At 70.0% G+C, this 21,045-nt stretch carries 18 protein-coding genes and 5 tRNA genes; 8 read left to right on the top strand and 15 right to left on the bottom strand.

The features are described 5' to 3' along the window. Positions 1-10: 10 nt before the first annotated feature. A complete protein-coding gene (locus ACFYPN_RS21265; RefSeq protein ID WP_389300106.1) occupies positions 11-1,021 on the bottom strand; it encodes an NAD(P)H-dependent glycerol-3-phosphate dehydrogenase in 1,011 nt (336 codons plus the stop codon). Next, on the bottom strand, positions 1,018-1,770 hold the full coding sequence (locus tag ACFYPN_RS21260; RefSeq protein ID WP_389300104.1) for a lysophospholipid acyltransferase family protein: 753 nt from the start codon (positions 1,768-1,770) through the stop codon (positions 1,018-1,020). Before ACFYPN_RS21260 ends, ACFYPN_RS21265 begins: the two co-directional genes overlap by 4 nt. Before the next feature lie 151 nt (positions 1,771-1,921). Here ACFYPN_RS21260 and cofC point away from each other — a divergent pair, with 151 nt between their 5' ends. Then, a complete protein-coding gene (gene cofC / locus ACFYPN_RS21255; protein WP_389300102.1) occupies positions 1,922-2,650 on the top strand; it encodes a 2-phospho-L-lactate guanylyltransferase in 729 nt (242 codons plus the stop codon). 10 nt (positions 2,651-2,660) lie between these two features. Next, positions 2,661-2,864 carry a hypothetical protein gene (locus ACFYPN_RS21250; RefSeq protein ID WP_358756590.1) on the top strand — a complete coding sequence of 68 codons (204 nt, stop codon included), beginning with the start codon at positions 2,661-2,663 and terminating at the stop codon, positions 2,862-2,864. A gap of 133 nt (positions 2,865-2,997) precedes the next feature. Here the strand turns inward: ACFYPN_RS21250 and ACFYPN_RS21245 are convergent, their stop codons facing one another. The 4 genes from ACFYPN_RS21245 to leuC all read right to left on the bottom strand — a co-directional run bounded on the left by ACFYPN_RS21245 (position 2,998) and on the right by leuC (position 6,155). After that, positions 2,998-3,657 (bottom strand): HU family DNA-binding protein, encoded by a 660-nt coding sequence (locus ACFYPN_RS21245; protein WP_389300099.1) that lies wholly within the window; start codon positions 3,655-3,657, stop codon positions 2,998-3,000. A 143-nt stretch (positions 3,658-3,800) separates the two neighbouring features. After that, a complete protein-coding gene (locus ACFYPN_RS21240; RefSeq protein WP_358756586.1) occupies positions 3,801-4,028 on the bottom strand; it encodes a hypothetical protein in 228 nt (75 codons plus the stop codon). A 103-nt stretch (positions 4,029-4,131) separates the two neighbouring features. Further along, positions 4,132-4,725 carry a 3-isopropylmalate dehydratase small subunit gene (gene leuD / locus ACFYPN_RS21235; protein WP_358756584.1) on the bottom strand — a complete coding sequence of 198 codons (594 nt, stop codon included), beginning with the start codon at positions 4,723-4,725 and terminating at the stop codon, positions 4,132-4,134. A gap of 5 nt (positions 4,726-4,730) precedes the next feature. Beyond that, positions 4,731-6,155 carry a 3-isopropylmalate dehydratase large subunit gene (leuC, locus tag ACFYPN_RS21230; protein ID WP_389300096.1) on the bottom strand — a complete coding sequence of 475 codons (1,425 nt, stop codon included), beginning with the start codon at positions 6,153-6,155 and terminating at the stop codon, positions 4,731-4,733. A gap of 191 nt (positions 6,156-6,346) precedes the next feature. Between leuC and ndgR the strand changes: the two genes are divergently transcribed. Continuing rightward, positions 6,347-7,060: an IclR family transcriptional regulator NdgR gene (gene ndgR, locus ACFYPN_RS21225; RefSeq protein WP_275491887.1), complete on the top strand. Its 714-nt coding sequence runs from the start codon at positions 6,347-6,349 to the stop codon at positions 7,058-7,060. Between the two features lie 269 nt (positions 7,061-7,329). Here ndgR and ACFYPN_RS21220 read toward each other — a convergent pair. From ACFYPN_RS21220 to ACFYPN_RS21180, 9 genes are all read right to left on the bottom strand, one after another. Further along, positions 7,330-7,402 (bottom strand) — tRNA-Glu (locus tag ACFYPN_RS21220). A 48-nt stretch (positions 7,403-7,450) separates the two neighbouring features. Further along, positions 7,451-7,522 (bottom strand) — tRNA-Gln (locus ACFYPN_RS21215). 12 nt (positions 7,523-7,534) lie between these two features. Then, a tRNA-Glu gene (locus ACFYPN_RS21210) sits at positions 7,535-7,607 on the bottom strand. 62 nt (positions 7,608-7,669) lie between these two features. After that, a tRNA-Glu gene (locus ACFYPN_RS21205) sits at positions 7,670-7,742 on the bottom strand. A 33-nt stretch (positions 7,743-7,775) separates the two neighbouring features. After that, positions 7,776-7,847, bottom strand: a tRNA-Gln gene (locus ACFYPN_RS21200). Positions 7,848-7,932: 85 nt separating this feature from the next. After that, positions 7,933-8,649 (bottom strand): HAD family hydrolase, encoded by a 717-nt coding sequence (locus tag ACFYPN_RS21195; RefSeq protein ID WP_389300094.1) that lies wholly within the window; start codon positions 8,647-8,649, stop codon positions 7,933-7,935. 220 nt (positions 8,650-8,869) lie between these two features. Then, positions 8,870-10,354 (bottom strand): glutamate--tRNA ligase, encoded by a 1,485-nt coding sequence (gene gltX, locus ACFYPN_RS21190; protein ID WP_389300091.1) that lies wholly within the window; start codon positions 10,352-10,354, stop codon positions 8,870-8,872. Beyond that, positions 10,347-11,132 (bottom strand): fumarylacetoacetate hydrolase family protein, encoded by a 786-nt coding sequence (locus tag ACFYPN_RS21185; protein WP_358756576.1) that lies wholly within the window; start codon positions 11,130-11,132, stop codon positions 10,347-10,349. Before ACFYPN_RS21185 ends, gltX begins: the two co-directional genes overlap by 8 nt. Before the next feature lie 164 nt (positions 11,133-11,296). Then, positions 11,297-11,452 carry a hypothetical protein gene (locus ACFYPN_RS21180; protein WP_389300089.1) on the bottom strand — a complete coding sequence of 52 codons (156 nt, stop codon included), beginning with the start codon at positions 11,450-11,452 and terminating at the stop codon, positions 11,297-11,299. Between the two features lie 581 nt (positions 11,453-12,033). On the opposite strand from ACFYPN_RS21180, the gene ACFYPN_RS21175 reads away from it, so the two are divergent. The 5 genes from ACFYPN_RS21175 to ACFYPN_RS21155 all read left to right on the top strand — a co-directional run bounded on the left by ACFYPN_RS21175 (position 12,034) and on the right by ACFYPN_RS21155 (position 21,041). Beyond that, the gene (locus ACFYPN_RS21175) at positions 12,034-15,936 is read left to right on the top strand and encodes a nitrate- and nitrite sensing domain-containing protein (RefSeq protein ID WP_389300086.1); all 3,903 of its coding nucleotides are present in this window, start codon (positions 12,034-12,036) and stop codon (positions 15,934-15,936) included. 9 nt (positions 15,937-15,945) lie between these two features. Continuing rightward, the gene (locus ACFYPN_RS21170) at positions 15,946-16,359 is read left to right on the top strand and encodes a roadblock/LC7 domain-containing protein (protein WP_358756807.1); all 414 of its coding nucleotides are present in this window, start codon (positions 15,946-15,948) and stop codon (positions 16,357-16,359) included. Positions 16,360-16,493: 134 nt separating this feature from the next. After that, positions 16,494-16,901, top strand: a complete 408-nt coding sequence (locus tag ACFYPN_RS21165; RefSeq protein WP_358756572.1) for a DUF742 domain-containing protein — start codon at positions 16,494-16,496, stop codon at positions 16,899-16,901. Continuing rightward, positions 16,882-17,463, top strand: a complete 582-nt coding sequence (locus ACFYPN_RS21160; protein WP_266709547.1) for an ATP/GTP-binding protein — start codon at positions 16,882-16,884, stop codon at positions 17,461-17,463. Before ACFYPN_RS21165 ends, ACFYPN_RS21160 begins: the two co-directional genes overlap by 20 nt. Positions 17,464-17,813: 350 nt before the next feature. Then, positions 17,814-21,041 (top strand): nitrate- and nitrite sensing domain-containing protein, encoded by a 3,228-nt coding sequence (locus ACFYPN_RS21155; protein WP_389300082.1) that lies wholly within the window; start codon positions 17,814-17,816, stop codon positions 21,039-21,041. Positions 21,042-21,045 lie beyond the last annotated feature (4 nt).

The following is a 21,045-nucleotide window of genomic DNA, read 5'->3' as shown; positions in this document are numbered from 1 at the left end:
CCGGAAGGAGTCAGCGCCGCTCGGGCTTGGCGCTCCGCGACATCAACTCCTTGACCGCGACGACCGGCGACTTGCCCTCGTGGACGATCTCGACGACGGTCTCCGTGATCGGCATGTCGACCCCGTGCCGGCGCGCCAGATCGAGCACCGATTCGCAGGACTTGACTCCTTCGGCGGTCTGGCTGGTGGCGGCGATCGCCTCCTGGAGCGTCATGCCCCGCCCGAGGTTGGTGCCGAAGGAGTGGTTGCGCGAGAGCGGCGAGGAGCAGGTCGCCACCAGGTCCCCGAGGCCCGCGAGTCCGGAGAACGTCAACGGGTCCGCGCCCATGGCGAGACCCAGCCGGGTGGTCTCCGCGAGCCCCCGGGTGATGAGCGAGCCCTTGGCGTTGTCACCGAGTCCCATGCCGTCGGCGATACCGACCGCGAGGCCGATGACGTTCTTGACGGCCCCGCCGAGTTCGCAGCCGACGACGTCGGTGTTGGTGTACGGGCGGAAGTACGGGGTGTGGCAGGCGGCCTGGAGCCGCTGGGCCACCGACTCGTCCGTGCAGGCCACGACGGCCGCCGCGGGGCGCCGTTGGGCGATCTCCCCGGCGAGGTTGGGGCCGGTGACGACGGCGACACGGTCGGCGGAGACCTTCGTCACGTCCGTGATCACCTCGCTCATCAGCTTGGCGGTGCCGAGTTCGACGCCCTTCATCAGGGAGACGAGGACGGTGTCCGGTTCCAGGTGCGGGGCCCACCGGGCGAGGTTGGCGCGCAGGGTCTGGGAGGGCACCGTGAGCACCGCGAACTCCGCGCCGCGCAGCGCCTCGGCGGGGTCGGTGGTGGCCCGGACGGACGCGGGCAGTTCCGCGCCGGGGAGGTAGCCGGGGTTGGTCCGGGTGGTGTTGATGGCCTCGACGACCTCGGGACGGCGGGCGCAGAGGGTGACCTCGCAGCCGGCGTCGCCCAGGATCACGGCGAAGGCCGTGCCCCAGGAGCCTGCCCCGAAGACGGCAACTTTGCGCGGGAGAGTCACTGGGAGCCCTTCTCTTCGGCCGCGCGCCGCTGGTTCGCGCGGGCCTTGCGGTGGTCGTACGGCTCGGCGGGAGCCTTCTCGCCCCGGACGATCTCCAGTTGCTCGGTGATCGCGGCCATGATGGCGGCGGTGACCTCGCGCAGCACCTCGGGAGTCGGCTGGGCGTCGTAGAAGCGGCTGAGGTCGACGGGAGGGCCGACCTGCACCTGGAGGGTCTTCCGGGGGAAGAACCGGTACTTGTTCTCCTTGGCGTACGGCGGCATCGCGAGGTTCGCGCCCCACTGGGCGACCGGGATGACGGGCGCCCGGGTCGTCAACGCGACACGGGCGGCGCCGGTCTTGCCGTTCATGGGCCACATGTCGGGGTCGCGGGTGAGGGTGCCCTCGGGGTAGAAGGCGACGCACTCGCCGTCCTCGATCGCAGCCACGGCGGCGCGGAAGGCGTTCAGCGCGTCGGTGGTCTCGCGGTACACCGGGATCTGGCCGGTACCGCGCAGCATCATGCCGACGAACGGGGCCCGGAAGAGAGCGGCCTTCGCCAGGAACCTCGGCACCCGGCCGGTGTTGTACTGGAAGTGCCCGTAGGAGAGGGGGTCCACGTAGGAGTTGTGGTTGACGACCGTGATGAATCCGCCGTCGGCCGGAATGTTCTCCATTCCCCGCCAGTCGCGCTTGAAGAGAACCACCAGTGGCGGCTTCGCGATGGCCGCCGCCAGGCGGTACCAGAAGCCGATTCTGCGGCGGGGCACTCGGACACCTCTCACTCGGGTTTCTCTCGGACCTGACCTGCTGCTCAGCCTCGGACGGTCATGTCCCGCACCAGGCCCTCGCTCTGTCGAGAACACCGTACGCCCCGCTCCCCGGACCGGACCTGCAGGCGGTCGCCCCCGACAGGCGAGAATGGGGCCGACGTTCACGGAGGGGGAGATCACCACGAACACCGACCCGCTCGGCGGCTGGTCACTGGTCGTCCCGTTGAAGCTCTTGGCGTACGCCAAAAGCAGACTGCGGGACGCCCTGGGCGAAGGGCTGCGCCCCCGGCTCGCGCTGGCCTTCGCCGAGGACACGGTCGCGGCGGCGCTCTCCTGTCCGGACGTACGGGATGTGGTGGTCGTCACGGACGACCCACTGGCGGCGGACCGTCTGGCGGCGCTGGGAGCCCGCGTCGCACCCGACTTCCCGGCCGCCGGTCTCAACGCGGCGCTCGCGTACGGCGCGGGTCTGGTGCGCGCCGGGCGGCCGGCGGCTCCGGTCGCGGCCCTCAACGCGGATCTCCCCGCGCTGCGCCCCTCAGAATTGTCCCGGGTCCTCGTATTCTCTTCCGGATTTCCCCGGACATTCCTTTCGGACGCCGCGGGAATCGGAACGACATTTCTCTCGGCGGCACCCGGAGTGGAATTGCGGCCTGCTTTCGGCGGGCCCTCGCGCGAGCGTCATCTCGCGTCGGGGGCGCGGGAGGTGCCGACCGCGGGCCTGGATTCGGTCCGCCGGGACGTGGACACCGGGGACGATCTGCGGGTGGCACTGGCCCTGGGCGTGGGGCCGCGCACGGCGGAACTCGGCGACACCGCGCGACGGGCGCTGGAGGCGGTCCCGCGGCCCGCGGACCCCGCCCCCACCGGGCGATAGGCTGCGGGCCATGCAGGCGACCGCGTACACGTACGACTCCGAGACCCGCAGCGGCAGTGTGCTGCTCGATGACGGCACCCCGGTGGACTTCGGTACCGCCGCGTTCGACGCGGGCGGCCTCCGGCTGCTCCGTCCCGGCCAGCGGGTGCGGATCGAGGGGTCGGGCGAGGGTGCCTCGCTCCGGATCGACCTGGTGACCCTGCAGACCTTCTAGTGCCGCGCCGGGCGCCGCCCGCTCGGCGCGAAGGGTCGGACACGGCCCAGCCGGCCCCGGACAGCCCGCGGGCCGGGCTCCCCGAGGGGAACCCGGCCCGGCGCGTCGTGCGAGAACGAGCGGGTGCTCGGTCTCACTTCTTGCGAGCGGCGGCAGCCTTCTTGGCCGTGGTGGTGCGCGCCGTGGTCTTCTTGGCGGGCGCCTTCTTGGCGGTGGCCTTCTTGGCCGGGGCCGTCTTCTTGGCGACGGCGGTGGTCTTCTTCGCCGGCGTGGCCGCCTTCTTCGCGGCCGCCGTGGTCTTCTTCGCCGCTGCGGCGGTGGTCGCCTTCTTCGCGGGGGTGGCGGTGGTCTTCTTCGCCGCCGTCGTCGTGGCGGCAGCCGTGGTCTTCCGCGCCGTCGCCGCCTTGCGGGCGGTGGCCTTCTTGGCCGCGGCCTTGGTGGTCGTACGGGTGGAAGCACCGCCCGAGAGGCTGCCCTTGGGCGCCTTCTTCACGGCCACGTCGTTCTTGGGGAGCTTCTTGGAGCCGCTCACCAGGTCCTTGAAGCCCTGACCCGCGCGGAAGCGGGGCACCGAGGTCTTCTTGACCCGGACGCGCTCGCCGGTCTGCGGGTTGCGGGCGTACCGCGCCGGGCGGTCGACCTTCTCGAACGAGCCGAAACCGGTGACCGAAACACGGTCTCCGGCCACGACGGCGCGGACGATCGCGTCGAGTACCGCGTCCACCGCGTCAGCGGCCTGCTGGCGGCCGCCGACCTTCTCGGCAATCGCTTCTACGAGCTGAGCCTTGTTCACGTCTTCCCCTTCGGAGACATTGCCAGAACGAAAGTGTTCAAGCGTTTTCGCACGTTAGGCAGATATATACCGCAAATCAAACACGAAACGGGCTAATCACCCTAGTGCCGCAACGAAGTCGACTGATGCGGACTTCCGCGGAGTCAGTCACCTTCGGGGAATCGGTCCTCATCGAGGTCCTTCATCAACCGGTCCAGGCGCCTTGCCGCGCCTGAGAGATCGTGCTTCGCCATCGCCGTGACGGCCAACAGCTTCCGGGACAGCGCCATCCGTACGCCCTCCGGGACTTGCAGTGCGCGCACCCTTCCGTGCGCTTCCTTCAATTGGTCGGCGACTTGGCCATAGAGCTTGAGTTGGTTGTCGCCTTCCATGCACCGATTGTGCCATCTGGGGCGAGTTGTCGCCCGACAGGGTCTCAACAACCGACTGCGCCCCCTACCCGAAGGCAGGGGGCGCAGTCTGGAAAAGCGCTGCTCAGACCTCAATTGTACGCGGCTTGAAGGTCGGCCTTGCCACCTCATATGCCGCGATGTCCGCTTCGTTCTGCAGGGTGAGGCTGATGTCGTCCAGCCCGTTCAACAGACGCCAGCGGGCGTTCTCGTCGAGCTCGAAGGGCGCTTCGATGCCCTCGGCACGGACCTGGCGGGCCTCCAGGTCGACGGTGATCTCGGCCGTGGGGTCGGCCTCGGTCAGGTCCGACAGCGCGTCCACGACGGACTGGTCGAGCACCACGGTCAACAGGCCGTTCTTCAGCGAGTTGCCGCGGAAGATGTCGGCGAACCGGGCCGAGATGACGGTCTTGAAGCCGTAGTTCTGGAGCGCCCAGACGGCGTGCTCACGGGAGGAGCCGGTACCGAAGTCGGGGCCGGCCACCAGCACCGAGGCACCCTGTCGTTCGGGGCGGTTGAGGATGAAGTTCTCGTCCTTGCGCCAGGCTTCGAAGAGGCCGTCCTCGAACCCGTCGCGGGTGACCTTCTTCAGCCAGTGCGCGGGGATGATCTGGTCCGTGTCGACGTTGCTGCGGCGCAGCGGGACGGCCCGGCCGGTGTGTGCGGTGAAAGCTTCCATGGTTCTCAGACTCCGGCAGGCGTGCGGTCGTCGGACAGGTCGGCGGGCGAGGCCAGGTGGCCGAGGACCGCGGTGGCGGCGGCGACCTGCGGGGAGACCAGGTGGGTCCGGCCGCCCTTGCCCTGCCGGCCCTCGAAGTTGCGGTTCGAGGTGGAGGCGGAGCGCTCGCCGGGTGCCAGCTGGTCCGGGTTCATGCCGAGACACATCGAGCAGCCCGCGTGGCGCCATTCGGCACCGGCCGCGGTGAAGACCTTGTCCAGGCCCTCCGAGACCGCCTGCAGAGCGACCCGGACCGAGCCGGGGACGACCAGCATCCGCACGCCGTCGGCGACTTTGCGGCCGTCCATGATCGCGGCGACGTTGCGCAGGTCCTCGATGCGGCCGTTGGTGCAGGAACCGACGAAGACGGTGTCCACGCCGATGTCGCGGAGCGGCTGGCCGGCGGTCAACCCCATGTACTCCAGCGCCTTTTCGGCGGCGACGCGCTCCGAGGCGTCCTCGTACGAAGCGGGGTCGGGGACGTTGGCGGAGAGCGGAGCACCCTGGCCGGGGTTGGTGCCCCAGGTCACGAACGGGGCGAGCGCGGCGGCCTCGAAGACCACCTCGGCGTCGAAGACGGCGTCGTCGTCCGTGCGCAGGGTCTTCCAGTACGCGACGGCGGCGTCCCAGTCCTCGCCCACGGGGGCGTGCGGGCGGCCCTTCAGATACGCGAAGGTCGTCTCGTCCGGGGCGATCATGCCCGCGCGGGCGCCGGCCTCGATCGACATGTTGCAGATGGTCATCCGCGCTTCCATCGAGAGCTTCTCGATGGCGGAGCCGCGGTATTCGAGGATGTATCCCTGGCCGCCGCCGGTGCCGATCCGGGCGATGACCGCCAGGATGAGGTCCTTGGCCGTGACGTCCTCGGGGAGGTCGCCGTCGATGGTGATGGCCATCGTCTTCGGGCGGGCCATCGGCAGCGTCTGGGTGGCCAGTACGTGCTCCACCTGGCTGGTGCCGATGCCGAACGCCAGTCCGCCGAAGGCGCCGTGGGTGGAGGTGTGGGAGTCGCCGCAGACGACGGTCATGCCCGGCTGGGTGAGGCCCAACTGAGGGCCGACCACGTGCACGACGCCCTGCTCGACGTCGCCGAGCGGGTGCAGGCGGACGCCGAACTCCGCGCAGTTCTTCCGCAGGGTCTCCAGCTGGGCGCGGGACACCGGGTCGGCGATCGGCTTGTCGATGTCGAGGGTCGGAGTGTTGTGATCCTCGGTGGCGATGGTGAGGTCGAGGCGCCGCACCGGGCGTCCGGCCTGCCGGAGACCGTCGAAGGCCTGCGGACTGGTCACCTCGTGCAGAAGGTGCAGATCGATGTAGAGGAGGTCGGGCTCGCCCTCTGCGCGCCGGACGACGTGGTCGTCCCAGACCTTCTCCGCGAGTGTCCTACCCATCGCTTTCCCTCCGACCGGCGTCTTCGCCGGCCCAACTAGAGATTCGGTGCGCCACCGCCCCTGTCCCGTGCGGGACGGCTCCCCCGATCGGGGCGGCGACTGCGGGCCGTTGTACGGCCGTCGGTACAGGTTCGCAACTTCCACGGGAAATTGAACTTGCGTTTCACAGAGTGAGACGCGAATATCGTCGTATGGACAACTCTAGCGGCGTCGGCGTTCTCGACAAGGCTGCACTCGTACTGAGCGCTCTGGAGTCCGGTCCGGCCACCCTCGCCGGGCTGGTCGCGGCGACCGGTCTCGCTCGCCCCACGGCCCACCGGCTGGCCGTGGCACTCGAACACCACCGCTTGGTGGCCCGGGACATGCAGGGCCGGTTCATCCTCGGCCCGCGGCTCGCCGAGCTCGCTGCGGCAGCCGGCGAGGACCGCCTCCTGGCGACGGCAGGACCCGTACTCACCCACCTCCGCGACATCACGGGCGAGAGCGCGCAGCTCTACCGCCGCCAGGGCGACATGCGCATCTGTGTCGCCGCGGCCGAACGGCTCTCCGGGCTCAGGGACACCGTGCCGGTCGGCTCCACGCTCACCATGAAGGCGGGCTCCTCCGCGCAGATCCTGATGGCCTGGGAGGAGCCCGAACGCCTCCACCGGGGTCTCCAGGGCGCCCGGTTCACGGCTACGGCCCTCTCCGGGGTACGTCGCAGGGGATGGGCCCAGTCGATCGGTGAGCGCGAACCGGGCGTCGCGTCGGTCTCGGCCCCGGTGCGCGGCCCCTCGAACCGGGTGGTGGCCGCGGTCTCCATCTCCGGCCCGATCGAGCGGCTGACGCGGCACCCGGGACGGATGCACGCGCAGGCGGTCATCGACTCGGCCGCGCGGCTCAGCGAGGCGCTGCGCCGCGGCTGATCACCCTCGACGACCGTTCGCCCGCCCCGTGCCTCCGTTTCCTCACCCGTTGTTCCCGTTACCGCCCTTGCTCGCGTCACCGCTCCTGTTCGCACTGGCCGCCCCAGCGTCGTAGCGGCCTTTTTCATGTTCCGGGCGTCCGGGCTGTAACGGCCGGGCAGGGGAGGTGAGATGTGGGGCGGGCCCCGGTGCACGACTCGCACCCACGGCCCGGGAGCACGAGAAAGGCCCTCCACCGGAGTGGAGGGCCTTTCTCTTCTGCTGCGTTGTACCCCCGACCGGATTCGAACCGGCGCTACTGCCGTGAGAGGGCAGCGTGCTAGGCCGCTACACAACGGGGGCGTGTGACTTCAGACCGGCTGAACAACCTTGCCGAAATCGGTACTTGCGCTGGGCTACCAGGACTCGAACCTAGAATGACGGTACCAGAAACCGTAGTGTTGCCAATTACACCATAGCCCATGGTGTGGTACGTACCCCCGACCGGATTCGAACCGGCGCTACTGCCGTGAGAGGGCAGCGTGCTAGGCCGCTACACAACGGGGGCCCTAGCGATCCTGCATCAGGAACATCGGGTGCGACCCGGATTGTTCCCGCGGGAAGGATCTGTACCCCCGACCGGATTCGAACCGGCGCTACTGCCGTGAGAGGGCAGCGTGCTAGGCCGCTACACAACGGGGGCGTGTACTTCGATCGTGCTTGCTTCAGTCTTGCGCTGGGCTACCAGGACTCGAACCTAGAATGACGGTACCAGAAACCGTAGTGTTGCCAATTACACCATAGCCCACTGAAACGCAACCCCTGCGGGTCTTGTCTCCGTGTGCGCGTCCCGGCCGGATCTTTCGGCCCGCTCGGGCGGCGCAGAAAGAACATTACCCGAAGGTGTCCGGCGCTCCAAAACGGGTATCGCCGGACAGCAGTGCGGGCAACTGGTGGAGGCTCGTGATCCGTACGAGATCGGCCCTCCCGCCGCGCTCCCAGCGGTCCAGCCAGATCCCCGTCAGCCCGGCCGCGACCGCGCCCGCGGCGTCGGTGTCGGGTTCGTCGCCGACGTACGCGACCTCGTGCGGGTCCAGCGCGAGCGCCTCGCAGGCGGCGTGGAAGGCGCCCGGATCCGGCTTGGAGACGCCCAGCTCCACGGCGCACAGGAACGCCTCGAACCGGTGCCGTACGCCCAGCGTGAGCAGCTTGCGGTCCTGCGTCACGGCGCCCGCGTTCGAGAGGACGCCGTGACGGTAGCCGTCCAGCAGGTCGAGGACCGGAATCACGTCCGGGAAGAGGCTCCAGGCGGCCTCGTAGTGAGCCGCGTGCCGCCCGAACCACGCGTCGGCCTCCGCGTCCTCCAGGTCCCGTGCCAGGAACTCCCGCACCCGGCCCCTGCGCTGACCCTCGTAGTCGGTCTCTCCCGCGGCGAACCGTGTCCAGTGACGTCCGGCGATCGTCCGCCAGTCGTCCAGGGCCTCGTCGGGCGTGGTGTAACCACCGGGCAGCCCCTCCAGCTCCAGCAGCCGCGCCATGGCCTGCCGGTCGGCTCCCGAATAGTCGAAGAGCGTGTCGTCGATGTCCCAGAGCACGGCGCAGATAGGCATGCGGGCCACGCTACCGGCCCCGCCCCCGCCCGGCCCGGCGTCTACCGGCCAAGAAGGCCGGGCAGGCCGTGCAGGCCGGACAGGCCGGACAGGCCGGGCAGGCCGGACAGGCCGGACAGGCCGGACAGGCCGGACAGGCCGGACAGGCTTCCGGGACGCCCGAGGGGCGGACCACCGGGATTCCGGTGGTCCGCCCCTCGGGACGTGCGTGCGGTGCGCGTTACGCGGTTGCGGCGGTGAGCTTCGCCAGGGCCGCGTCCACCCGGGACAGGGTCTTCTCCCGGCCCAGGATCTCCATGGACTCGAAGAGCGGCAGGCCGACCGTGCGGCCGGTGACGGCCACGCGTACCGGGGCCTGGGCCTTGCCGAGCTTGAGGCCGTGGGCCTCGCCCGCTGCGAGAACGGCGTTCTTCAGGGCCTCGGCGTTCCACTCGGCGCCGGCCAGATGGGCGCGGGCGGTGGTGAGCAGGGCGTCGGAGCCCTCCTTCATCGCCTTGGCCCAGGACGCCTCGTCCTCGACGGGCTGGTCGAGGAAGAGGAAGTCGACGTTGGCGGTGATGTCGGAGAGGACCGTCACCCGGGTCTGGGCGTGCGGCGCGATCTCGGCGAACCGGTCCGCGTCGAACGCCTCGGGGGCCCAGTTCGCGTACGGCGCCCGCAGCCAGGGACCGCACGCCTCGGTGAAGTCCTTCACGTCGAGCCGGCGGATGTGCTCGGCGTTGATGTGCTCGGCCTTCTTGAGGTCGAAGCGGGCCGGGTTGGCGTTGACGTCCGCGATGTCGAAGGCGGCCACCATCTCCTCGACGGAGAAGATGTCGCGGTCCTCGGCGATCGACCAGCCCAGCAGCGAGAGGTAGTTGAGCAGCCCCTCGGGCAGGAAGCCGCGCTCCCGGTAGAGGTTGAGGGACGCCTCGGGGTCACGCTTGGACAGCTTCTTGTTGCCCTCCCCCATGACGTAGGGGAGGTGGCCGAAGACGGGGGTCGCCTTGGCGATGCCCAGATCGGTCAGGGCGGCGTACAGGGCGAGCTGGCGGGGGGTGGAGGAGAGCAGGTCCTCGCCGCGCAGGACGTGGGTGATCTCCATCAGCGCGTCGTCGACGGGGTTGACGAGCGTGTAGAGCGGGGCCCCGTTGGCACGGACGATGCCGTAGTCCGGCACGTTCTCCGGCTGGAAGGTCAGCTCACCGCGCACCAGGTCGGTGAAGGTCTGCGGTACGTCGGGCATCCGGAAGCGCACGATGTGCGCGCGGCCCTCGGCCTCGTACGCGGCCACCTGCTCGGCGGTGAGGTCGCGGCAGTGGCCGTCGTACCCGGACGGCTTGCCGGCGGCACGGGCGGCGGCGCGGCGGGCATCGAGCTCCTCGGTGGTGCAGTAGCAGTCGTACGCGTAGCCGCCGGCCTTCAGCTTCGCGGCGACGTCACGGTAGACGTCCATCCGCTGCGACTGCCGGTACGGGGCGTGCGGGCCGCCGATCTCGGGGCCCTCGTCCCAGTCGAAGCCGAGCCAGCGCATCGAGTCGAGCAGCTGCTGGTACGACTCCTCCGAGTCGCGCGCCGCGTCGGTGTCCTCGATGCGGAAGACCAGCGAACCCTGGTTGTGCCGGGCGAAGGCCCAGTTGAAGAGGGCCGTCCGGACCAGGCCCACGTGGGGGTTGCCGGTCGGGGAGGGACAGAACCGGACACGGGGGGAAGATCCGTTAACCACGCTTGATCACCTTGTTGGTGAGAGTGCCGATGCCTTCGATGGTGACGGCGACCTCGTCGCCGATGTGCAGGGGGCCGACCCCCGCGGGGGTGCCGGTGAGAATGACGTCACCGGGGAGGAGCGTCATCGCTTCGGTGATGTGGACGACCAGGTCCTCGATGGAGCGGATCATCTCGCTCGTACGGCCGAGCTGACGCTGCTCGCCGTTGACGGTCGCCTGGATCGTCAGGTCGGACGGGTCCAGATCGGTCTCCACCCAGGGGCCCAGCGGGCAGGAGGTGTCGAAGCCCTTGGCCCGGGCCCACTGCTTCTCGCGTTTCTGCGCGTCGCGGGCGGTGACGTCGTTGGCGCAGGTGTAGCCGAGGATGACGTCCTTGACCCGTTCGCGGGGGACCTCGCGGCACATCCGGCCGATCACCACGGCCAGTTCGGCCTCGTAGTGGACCTCGTCGGAGAAGGAGGGGTACTCGATGGCGTCGCCGGAGCCGATCACCGAGGTGGTGGGCTTGAAGAAGGCGACCGGGACGTCCGGGACCTCATTGCCCAGTTCGGCGGCGTGCTCGGCGTAGTTGCGGCCGATGGCCACGACCTTGTTGGGGAGCACGGGGGGCAGGAGCCGGACCTTGCTCAGCGGGACCTTGGTGCCGGAGAGCTCGAAGTCGGCGTACGGAATGCCCTTGATGATGTCGAGGACGAGGCCACCGGATTCCACGGTGCCCTCCCCCTCGACGGCGCCGAAGGCGACATTGCCGTCGATGGAGAACCTGGCGATGCGCACGGGATGCTGTCGCCCCTCACTTGCTGGCTGGCTGAAGACTGACGCTCCAGGCTATCGCCTCGCCGTGCGGGGACCAGGGAGCGTCCGGCGGATCGTCGCCGGACAGCCCCGGGGCGGCTGTCGTGCCGGTGATGCCGGTGGTATCGGTGATGCCGGTGGCGCGTCTACCGGAGGATGGTGCGGCGCGGGTTGGCCGTCCGCGCCGGCAGCTCGGCGGTGTGCTCGGGACGCTCGGGGGCCCCCAGCGTGGAGGCGTCGTCGAGGTGCGCCAGCGTAATGCGCCGGGGATTGGCGAGCTTGCGGGGCTGCGTGGTGTTCATCTGCCGTTCGGACCTTGTCGCCGGGGGCGCGACCCGGGGGTGCGCCCAGTTGTCGGGTTCGCCATCCCAGTAAAGCGTCAGGCTAAACATCGGATTCCCGGCCGGGCCCCGGATGAGACGGCGATCATCATGTGAGTTTGCTCACGGCCGACCCCATAAATGCCGCATACCGGAATGATGATCATGACCGAAGAAACGGACATTGCACCACTGAATGTTCTATTCCGCTCCTGATCATCAGGACTGGGACACCACACTCATCCGGCCACCCTGTCCGTAATGATCCACTTTCCACATGAACACGCCGCACGGCTGGTCACACGGCCATCACACCCCGTAACACCCACCCGAGGGGAACCCGTGGGCCTTGTTGGAGGTCCGGCACTGTGCTGGAATTCCACGCACCGCCGCGGGTAGAGACCGGTGCGCAGGGGCGCAACGCAGCGCCGAGAGGCGGCGGAGGGGGTTCAAGAACGCCGGTCGTTCATCGACCACCATGGGGCGCGTCCAGCGCCCCACGACGCCGACACCGTCACCGCCGCGCATGCGGGGGGACGCCTGGTCCAGAGGTTGCGACGCTAGTGCAGGGACGTTTCAAGAGGGATGGCAGCGCTCCGGCGGAACAGGAGCCGCGCGGCGGGACCGACCGCGGTTCCTCGCCCCAGCACGCCCAGAACCCCGGGTCGGCAGGCGCCGGCGACGGCGCGGAGCAGACTGCGCGCCCGGGCTCCACGACGACCGAGGGCGCCGAACCGGCGGCGGCCGCAAAACCCCGTGACCCGGTGAGCACGGGGTCGCGCGTAGCCCTGCGTAACTGGCGCATCAGCACCCGCCTGGTTTCCCTGCTGGCGCTCCCCGTGGTCGCCGCCACCTCGCTGGGTGGACTCCGCATCAACGAGTCCATGAACGACATGCAGCAGCTGGAGCACATGCAGCTGCTGACCCAGATGACCAAGCAGGCGACCGCCCTCGCGCAGGCCCTGCAGGTCGAGCGCGACGAGTCGGCGGGACCGCTCTCCAACGGCGTGAAGGTGACCAACTACAAGGTCACCGAGCCCCGCAAGAAGACGGACCGGGCCAAGGAGGCGTTCCTCGACGCCACCATGGCCATCGGGGACACGCAGAACGACGAGGCCCTCGAAGGCATCCACGCCAGCGTCAACATGATCGCGACGCAGCTCGGGCAGATCCGCGACATCCGCAAGACCGCGTACGCCAAGGGCACTCCGAGCGTCAACACGATCGACCAGTACAGCCAGTTGATCACTTCGCTGCTGAGCCTCTCGCAGGACATGGCCCAGGCGACCTCCAGCCCGGAGATGATCAAGCGCACCCGTGCGCTGGCGGCCTTCTCCTCCGCCAAGGAGTACGCCTCGGTCCAGCGGGCGATCATCGCCGCCGCGCTGCCGGGCGGGAACAGCACCAAGACGCACCTCAGTGCCAACGACCAGCAGTTCGGTCGCAACGCGCTCCGCAAGGAGAGCCTGGCGATGAACTCCTTCGAGACGATCTACGCGACCACCGGGCACAGCGCCTCCGATCTCACCGCACCGCTCTCCAGCGGTAACCCCGAGATCCAGGCGGCCAACACCTACGCCAAGCAGGTGCTCGACACGACGGTCGGCATCAAGGGGCGCAAGCCGCGCTCCTACCTCGACTGGTACGACCAGAGCTCCACCAAGATCCAGGCGATGGAAACCATCGAGGCGACCCTCCTCAGCGACATGGAGGGCAAGGCCCGCGAGCTGCGCGAAGCCTCCCAGCGCGAGGCGATCCTCAACGGTGCCGTCATCCTGCTGGTGCTCGGCGTCTCGCTCGTCGGCGCCTTCGTCGTGGCCCGGTCCATGATCCGCTCGCTGCGCCGTCTCCAGGACACCGCGACCCGGGTCGCCCAGGACCGGCTGCCCGAGCTCGTCCGCCAGCTCTCCGAGACCGACCCGCAGGACGTCGACACCTCCGTCGAGTCCGTCGGTGTCCACTCCCGTGACGAGATCGGCCAGGTGGCCGCGGCCTTCGACGACGTGCACCGCGAGGCCGTCCGCCTCGCCGCCGAGCAGGCCCTCCTGCGAGGGAACGTCAACGCGATGTTCACCAACCTCTCGCGCCGCAGCCAGGGCCTCATCCAGCGTCAGCTCTCGCTCATCTCCGAGCTGGAGTCCCGCGAGGCCGACCCGGACCAGCTCTCCTCGCTCTTCAAGCTCGACCACCTCGCGACCCGTATGCGCCGGAACGGCGAGAACCTCCTCGTCCTCGCCGGTGAGGAGCCGGGCCGCCGCTGGACCCGCCCTGTCCCGCTGGTCGACGTGCTCCGTGCCGCCGCCTCCGAGGTGGAGCAGTACGAGCGCATCGAACTGGCCGCGGTGCCCGCCACCGAAGTGGCCGGCCGGGTCGTCAACGACCTCGTGCACCTCCTCGCCGAGCTGCTGGAGAACGCCACGTCGTTCTCCTCGCCGCAGACGAAGGTCCGGGTCACCGGTCACGCCCTGCCGGACGGCCGGGTGCTCGTCGAGATCCACGACACCGGTATCGGTCTCTCGCCCGAGGACCTCGCGGCGATCAACGAGCGGCTCGCCTCGCCGCCCACCGTGGACGTCTCGGTCTCCCGCCGCATGGGTCTGTTCGTGGTCGGCCGGCTGTCCTTGCGTCACGGCATCCGCATCCAGCTCCGGCCCTCCGACTCCGGCGGCACCACGGCACTCGTCATGCTGCCCGTGGACGTCGCACAGGGCGGCAAGCAGCCGCCGCCCAAGGCGGGCGGGGGCCAGCAGGCGCCCGGCGGTCTGCTCGCCGGGGGTTCCGGTGCTCCGCGCGCCGGTCTCGGCGGTCCGGCGCCCGGGGCCAAGGGACTGGCGGGCACCGCCCCCGCGCGCGGTCAGGTCGGCGCGGGCTCCGGTCCGCGTGCGGCGTTGCCCTCGCGCGACACCGCGGCGCGCGGCCCCCAGCAGCCAGGTCCGCAGGGTGGACCGCAGACCGGTGGGCCCCAGCGGCAGCCGGGCGGTCCGTCCGTCCCGCAGACGGGCCCGCAGGCCGGTCGTCCGCAGGGTCCGCAGGACTTCGGGCGGCCCGAACCGCAGCGGCAGGGCGGTGGTGCCCGGCTGGGCGCCCGCGGCCCGCAGAGCGGTCCCGAGCAGGACCAGCCGAACCTCTTCGGGCACAACGCCCCGGCCCACCAGGCCCCGATGGGCCGGCAGGAGCAGGGCGGCCGTCCCGTACGACAGGATGTCTTCGGCGGAGCCAACGGGCAGCAGCAGCCGCAGCAGTGGCAGGGCAACCCCGGCAACCCCGGAAACCAGAACGGCCAGAACGGTCAGAACGGTCAGTTCGGCCAGAACGATCCGTTCGCCCAGGGCGGCCAGAACGATCCGTTCGCCCAGGGCGGTCAGGGCGGTCAGGTTCAGGGCGGTCAGCCCGGGTTCGGCCGGCACCAGGGCAACCAGCCCCAGCACGGCCAGGGCATGGGCGGCCAGGGTCAGGGCGGTCCGGGTCAGAACGGGTTCCAGCAGCCGGGCGGTCCCGGCCGTCAGCTGCCGCCGCCCGGTGGCCCGCGTGCCGAGCTGCCCGGGGGCAACCCGCAGCCGCAGCACCCCCAGCCACCGACCACCACCTGGGGCACGGAGGACCGGGGCGCACAGCACCGGGGTCAGGCCGACGCGCCCCGGGGGCACGAAGAGGCCGAGGCCACGGGACAGTTCGCGGCTCCGACGGGACCCGTCCCCAACCGGAACTTCACCTCCCCGCTGAACCGGCGCACTCCCGGCGACGACCGGCAGGGTCCCGGCTCCACCTCGGAGTTCGCCCGCCCGGACTTCTCGGCGCCGCAGGTCCCGCAGCAGCAGGACCCCGCGAGCACCGCGCAGTTCGCCCGTCCCGACTTCGGGGTTCCGGACCAGGGCCTGCCCGCTCCGCGCCAGTACGGCAGCGGCGACGAGCAGGGTGTACCGCGTCCGGCTCCGGCAGCCGAGCCGCCCCAGCGTTCGCTGCCGCCGCGCCGGCCCGCGCCCGAGGCGTTGCCGCCGGCCGGTCCGGGCGACGGCCGCACCCCGCTGTACGACACGCTCGAGACCAACTGGTTCCACGGCCCCCAGCAGGGCGGCCGGCCGGCCGACGCGACGGCGGCTCCTTCGCCGTCCGACGGCGTTCCGGCTCCGGCGGCGCCGCGTCGCTCCTCCGGAGAAGCAACCCCGTCCGGTCCGTGGCGGGCTTCGCCCAACGACGAACTCGTACGTCAGGCCGAGCGGGTCAAGAAGCCGGCTGCCGGCGGTGTCACCACTTCGGGGCTTCCCCGGCGGGTTCCGCGTGCCAATTTGGTTCCGGGTACCGCTCAGCAGCAGAATCACCAGTCCGGACCTCAGGTTTCGCGTGCGCCCGACGACGTGCGCGGGCGTCTGACCAATCTCCGCCGGGGCATCCAGCAGGGTCGGCAGGCGAACAGCCAGTCGACCGGCAGCTTCCAACTCGGCCCCACTCACCAGCAGGAGCGTTAGTTGAGCCCCATGAGTCAGGCCGCGCAGAATCTGAACTGGCTGATCACCAATTTCGTGGACAACACCCCCGGGGTGTCGCACACGGTGGTGGTCTCCGCCGACGGACTCCTGCTGGCCATGTCCGAAGGATTCCCGCGCGACCGCGCCGACCAGCTGGCGGCCGTCGCCTCCGGGCTCACCTCACTGACGGCCGGCGCCTCCCGGATCTTCGAGGGCGGCGCCGTCAGCCAGACGGTGGTGGAGATGGAGCGCGGCTTCCTGTTCCTGATGTCCGTCTCGGACGGTTCGTCGCTGGCCGTTCTCGCACACCCGGAGGCCGACATCGGCCTCGTGGGTTACGAGATGGCTCTGCTCGTCGACCGTGCCGGCTCCGTCCTCACGCCCGACCTGCGCGCCGAGCTCCAAGGAAGTCTGCTCCACTAGGCGGCCACGCAGCGGAAATCCCTCGGGATCTCCTCAGGTACTGCCCACCACCCTCACTCGTCCGGCCGCTAACCGCCCCCACCGGCCCCTTGCAGACGGCGAGTAGACACTCTGCTGTCACGCCCGGAGGATTCATGACCCCGCCACCCGCCTCACCCGATCCGTACGGCGCTCTGCACCACGCGTCGTACGACGGCGAGGGCGACCAGCCGCTGGTTCGTCCGTACGCCATGACCGGCGGACGGACGCGACCGCGTTACCAGCTCGCCATCGAGGCGTTGGTCAGTACGACGGCCGACCCCGCGCACCTGGGGACGCTGCTGCCCGAGCACCAGCGGATCTGCCACCTCTGCCGCGAGGTCAAGTCGGTGGCCGAGGTTTCGGCTCTGCTGTCCATGCCGCTCGGTGTGGCCCGCATCCTGGTCGCGGACCTGGCGGAAGCCGGCATGGTGGCCATCCACCAGCCGGGCAACGGAGAGACCGGCGGAACGCCGGATGTGACACTGCTCGAAAGGGTGCTCAGTGGACTTCGCAAGCTCTAGCGGCGGTACGGCCCGCTCCACCACGTCCGCGAAGATCGTGGTGGCGGGGGGCTTCGGCGTGGGTAAGACCACGTTTGTCGGTGCCGTTTCGGAGATCAGCCCGCTGCGCACCGAGGCCGTGATGACGTCCGCGTCCGCGGGCATCGACGACCTGACCCACACCGGGGACAAGACCACCACCACGGTGGCCATGGACTTCGGACGCATCACCCTGGACCAGGACCTGATCCTGTACCTGTTCGGCACCCCCGGGCAGGACCGTTTCTGGTTCATGTGGGACGACCTCGTACGCGGCGCCATCGGCGCTGTCGTCCTGGTCGACACCCGCCGCCTCGCCGACTGCTTCCCCGCGGTCGACTACTTCGAGAACAGCGGCCTCCCCTTCGTCATCGCCCTCAACGGCTTCGACGGACACCAGCCGTACACCCCCGACGAAGTACGCGAGGCACTCCAGATCGGACCCGACACCCCGATCCTCACCACCGACGCCCGCCACCGCTCGGACGCCAAGAGCGCCCTCATCACCCTGGTCGAGCACGCCCTGATGGCCCGGCTCAAGTAGGCATAAGTCGGTATCGGCGTAGGCAAGTTGCCGTAGCCACGCGGGGGTGGTCCTGTGTCCTTCGACACGATCCGCCCCCGCGTTCATAACGTTTCGACAGAGAATTTCCAGCGGGCCGACACCCGACGCATCCGTCCGGTGTCACTCCGCTCATGTGAGCCTCGCCTTTTGGCGGGGCTCGTTCTTTATGCCCGTTTTATCTGAGGCATGCGCCACTCGGCACGATCGAGTCGGAGTGTTTGGAACGCGGCAGGTCCCCATGCTGGAATGCGGCGAACTCCCGAGTAGTACGGCCCTGAACGAATTTACCGGCACAACGTAGGTGCCGACGCCGAGAGGTTGTTGGTCGAGTGAGGCGAAGCAACGAAGGCTCCCCGACGCAGCCTGAGCGGGGCAACTTCACGCCGCCGCGCACCGCTGTGTCCCCCGGGGAGCGCGCCGACCGTGCGGACACGGCCGACGACGGATCGCCCGTCGGCAGCACGAGCAAGCTGTCCCCGCGCAACTGGCGCGTGGCGACGCGGCTGAACGCGATCCTCCTGATCCCCGCGCTGGTGGGCCTCATCATGGGCGGCTTCCAGGTGAAGGGGTCGATCGACACCTGGAACGAGGCACAGGACGCCGAGAAGACCGCCTTCGTCGTCCGTGCGGCCTCGGTGTACGGGCAGGCGCTGCTGAACGAGCGCGACCTCACCGCCCAGCCCCTCCTGGCGAAGGAGTCCACCGCCTCCGTCGTGACGCAGAGCCGTGCCGCCACCGACGCCGCCGCGTCCGGGTTCACCGAAGCGGTGGCCGACATGCCGCGGACCGCGGGTCTGCAGCGTCGGCTGAAGCTCTTCAGGGGCGAGGAGCCGAAGCTCGCCGCGCTGCGGAAGTCCGCGTACGCCACGAGCCTGGACCCGGTGAAGACCGAGGAGGGCTACACCCAGATCCAGCACTCGCTGATGGAGTTCGCCAACGAGCTCGGCCTGGGTACCGGCAACGTCACCAGCTACGGCCGTACCGTCTACGCACTCGAACTCTCACAGGCCGCCGAATCGCTCCAGCGCTCGATCGGACTGCACCTGCTGGTGCGTCCGAGCGAGAAGGAGACCACCTTCAACGACCAGGTCAAGGCCTTCGGCTCGTACAACTACCTGGAACAGATCGCGCTCGGCGAGTTCAACTCCGGTGGCACCGAGACGGACGTGAACCGTCTTCGGACGGTCATGGCCGGCAAGGCCGCGGAGGGCGCCGACCAGTTGAAGGCCGCCAAGGAGCAGGCCGAGGCCACGGGGGCGCCGTTCGTGGCCCCGCCCACCGTCGACGGCTCCGTCTTCGACGGAATGGCCGCGCAGATCGGCAAGGGGCTCTCCCCGTCCGAGCTGAAGGCGAAGGGCATCACCCCGGAGACGTGGCTGGCCGCGTCCACCGCGAAGTTCGAGGGGTACGCCACCGTCACGGACGAGCTCGTCGACAAGGCGGTGGAGGAGGCCGCGCAGATCTCCTCCGACGCCAAGACCGACGCCATCGTCAACGCCTCGATCGTCGTCGTCGCCCTGCTCGCCGCGTTCGTCGTGGCCGGATTCATGGCACGGCAGATGAGCCGGGCGATGCGCCGGCTGCGCACCGCCGCCTTCGAGGTCGCCGAGCAGCGGCTGCCGTCGCTCGTCGACCAGCTGTCGCGGACCGACCCGGGCCGGGTCGACACCCGGGTCCAGCCCATCCCGATCAACACCAGCGACGAGATCGGCGAGGTCGCCCGCGCCTTCGACCAGGTGCACCGCGAGGCCGTCCGGCTCGCCGCGGAGCAGGCGATGCTCCGGGGGAACGTCAACGCGATCTTCACCAACCTCTCGCGCCGCAACCAGTCGCTCATCGAGGGCCAGCTGACCCTCATCACCGGCCTGGAGAACAACGAGGCCGACCCGGACCAGTTGGAGAGCCTCTTCAAGCTCGACCACCTGGCCACCCGTATGCGGCGCAACGGCGAGAACCTCCTGGTGCTCGCCGGCGAGGAGCCGGGCCGCCGCTGGAACCAGCCGGTGCCCCTGGTGGACGTGCTCCGTGCCGCCTCCTCCGAGGTGGAGTCGTACGAGCGCATCGAACTCACCGGGGTCCCGGACACCGAGATCCACGGCCAGGCCGTGACCGACCTCGTGCACCTGCTGGCGGAGCTGCTGGAGAACGCCACGGTCTTCTCGTCGCCGCAGACCAAGGTCCGGGTCACCGCGACCCGGCTGCCGGACGGCCGCGTGATGATCGAGATCCACGACAAGGGAATCGGCCTCACCGCCGAGGACTTCGCCGACATCAACCACAAGCTCGCCAACCCGCCGACCGTGGACGCCGCGGTCTCCCAGCGGATGGGCCTCTTCGTGGTCGGCCGGCTCTCCGACCGCCACGGCGTCCGGGTGCAGCTGCGCCCGTCGGGCGAGCAGGCCGGTACGACCTCCCTGGTCATGCTGCCGGACGCGATCACCCACGGTGGCGGTGGCGAACCCGTCGCACCGGCGGGCGACTTCACCGTCTCCTCGATCATCCCGGAGCAGCAGCACCCCCAGCCCCCCGCTCCGCAGCTCTCGGGAATGCGCACGGCAGCCGAACTCGGCTTCGACGACTCGCGCTACGAGGGGGACTCCCCGACGCTCGACCCGGTGGGCCGCTCGCTGATGCGCGAGGAGCGCCGGGCCGCCCTGGAGGCCGCCCACACCGGCGGCGAGCAGTCTCCGTTCGAAGGCGCCGGACAGGGTGCCCCGCAGCAGCCGTTCGAGCAGAACGGCTACCCGCAGCCCGGGTACGAGCAGCCCCCGTACGACCGGAACGGCTACCCGCAGGGCACGTTCGATCAGGGCTCCTACCAGCCGGACCCCTACGCGCAGCAGCAGGGCTTCGAGCAGGCCGGCCATCAGACGGCGTACGACCCGTACACGGCGGACGCCACCTACCGGCCGGACGCCGAGCAGCTCCCCCAGAGCGGCTATGCGGAACAGGGTTACCCGGCTCAGAACACCCAACAGCCTTCGTTCGGTGACCATTTCGCGCCCCACGGTGACCAGCACCAGCAGGGCGGGTGGCCGGAACAGGGTGGTTTCCAGGGCTCCTACGAGTCCCCGCCCCAGGAAGAAGCGGAATCTGCTCCCGGCGCTCCCGAGGAGACGCCCGAGCGCGTAGGCTTCGATCATTCGGGTCCCACCGCGAACGCCGGTCACGAGATGACCGACGCGGGGCTCCCGCGCCGGGGCGGGCAGCCGCAGCATCCGGCCGGCCTGCCCCAGCGGCAGGACCCACCTTCGGCCACCGAACCGCAGGACGGCGAAGGCACGGACGACTGGCGTTCGACCAACGACGAGCGCTGGGAGCGGGCCGAGAAGCTCCGGGACCCGAAGGCCGGCGGAATAACCCTCTCGGGGCTTCCCCGGCGGGTACCCAAGGCCAATCTGGTCGAAGGCACCGCGGAGCAGACCCAGCAGGGCGGGCCCCAGATCTCCCGCACCCCCGAGGACATCCGCGGCAGGTTGAGCAACCTCCGGCGCGGCATCCAGCAGGGACGCAAGCAGGGGTCGGACAGCAGTAATACCTACAACCAGGAGCGTTAGTGTG

The organism is Streptomyces sp. NPDC005576, assembly GCF_042871745.1.
Classification (GTDB): Bacteria; Actinomycetota; Actinomycetes; order Streptomycetales; family Streptomycetaceae; genus Streptomyces.
Note: the sequence above shows the minus strand (reverse complement) of the source record. Positions and strands in the feature narration are given on the sequence as shown.

Bases quoted from the DNA above. Each gene is read 5' to 3' on its own strand.
- ACFYPN_RS21195 (WP_389300094.1), bottom strand. From the start codon at position 8,649: ATGCCTATCTGCGCCGTGCTCTGGGACATCGACGACACGCTCTTCGAC.
- ACFYPN_RS21180 (WP_389300089.1), bottom strand. From the start codon at position 11,452: ATGAACACCACGCAGCCCCGCAAGCTCGCCAATCCCCGGCGCATTACG.
- leuC (WP_389300096.1), bottom strand. From the start codon at position 6,155: ATGGGTAGGACACTCGCGGAGAAGGTCTGGGACGACCACGTCGTCCGG.
- leuD (WP_358756584.1), bottom strand. From the start codon at position 4,725: ATGGAAGCTTTCACCGCACACACCGGCCGGGCCGTCCCGCTGCGCCGC.
- cofC (WP_389300102.1), top strand. From the start codon at position 1,922: ATGGGGCCGACGTTCACGGAGGGGGAGATCACCACGAACACCGACCCG.
- ACFYPN_RS21250 (WP_358756590.1), top strand. From the start codon at position 2,661: ATGCAGGCGACCGCGTACACGTACGACTCCGAGACCCGCAGCGGCAGT.
- ACFYPN_RS21165 (WP_358756572.1), top strand. From the start codon at position 16,494: ATGACCCCGCCACCCGCCTCACCCGATCCGTACGGCGCTCTGCACCAC.
- ACFYPN_RS21170 (WP_358756807.1), top strand. From the start codon at position 15,946: ATGAGTCAGGCCGCGCAGAATCTGAACTGGCTGATCACCAATTTCGTG.
- ACFYPN_RS21240 (WP_358756586.1), bottom strand. From the start codon at position 4,028: ATGGAAGGCGACAACCAACTCAAGCTCTATGGCCAAGTCGCCGACCAA.
- ndgR (WP_275491887.1), top strand. From the start codon at position 6,347: ATGGACAACTCTAGCGGCGTCGGCGTTCTCGACAAGGCTGCACTCGTA.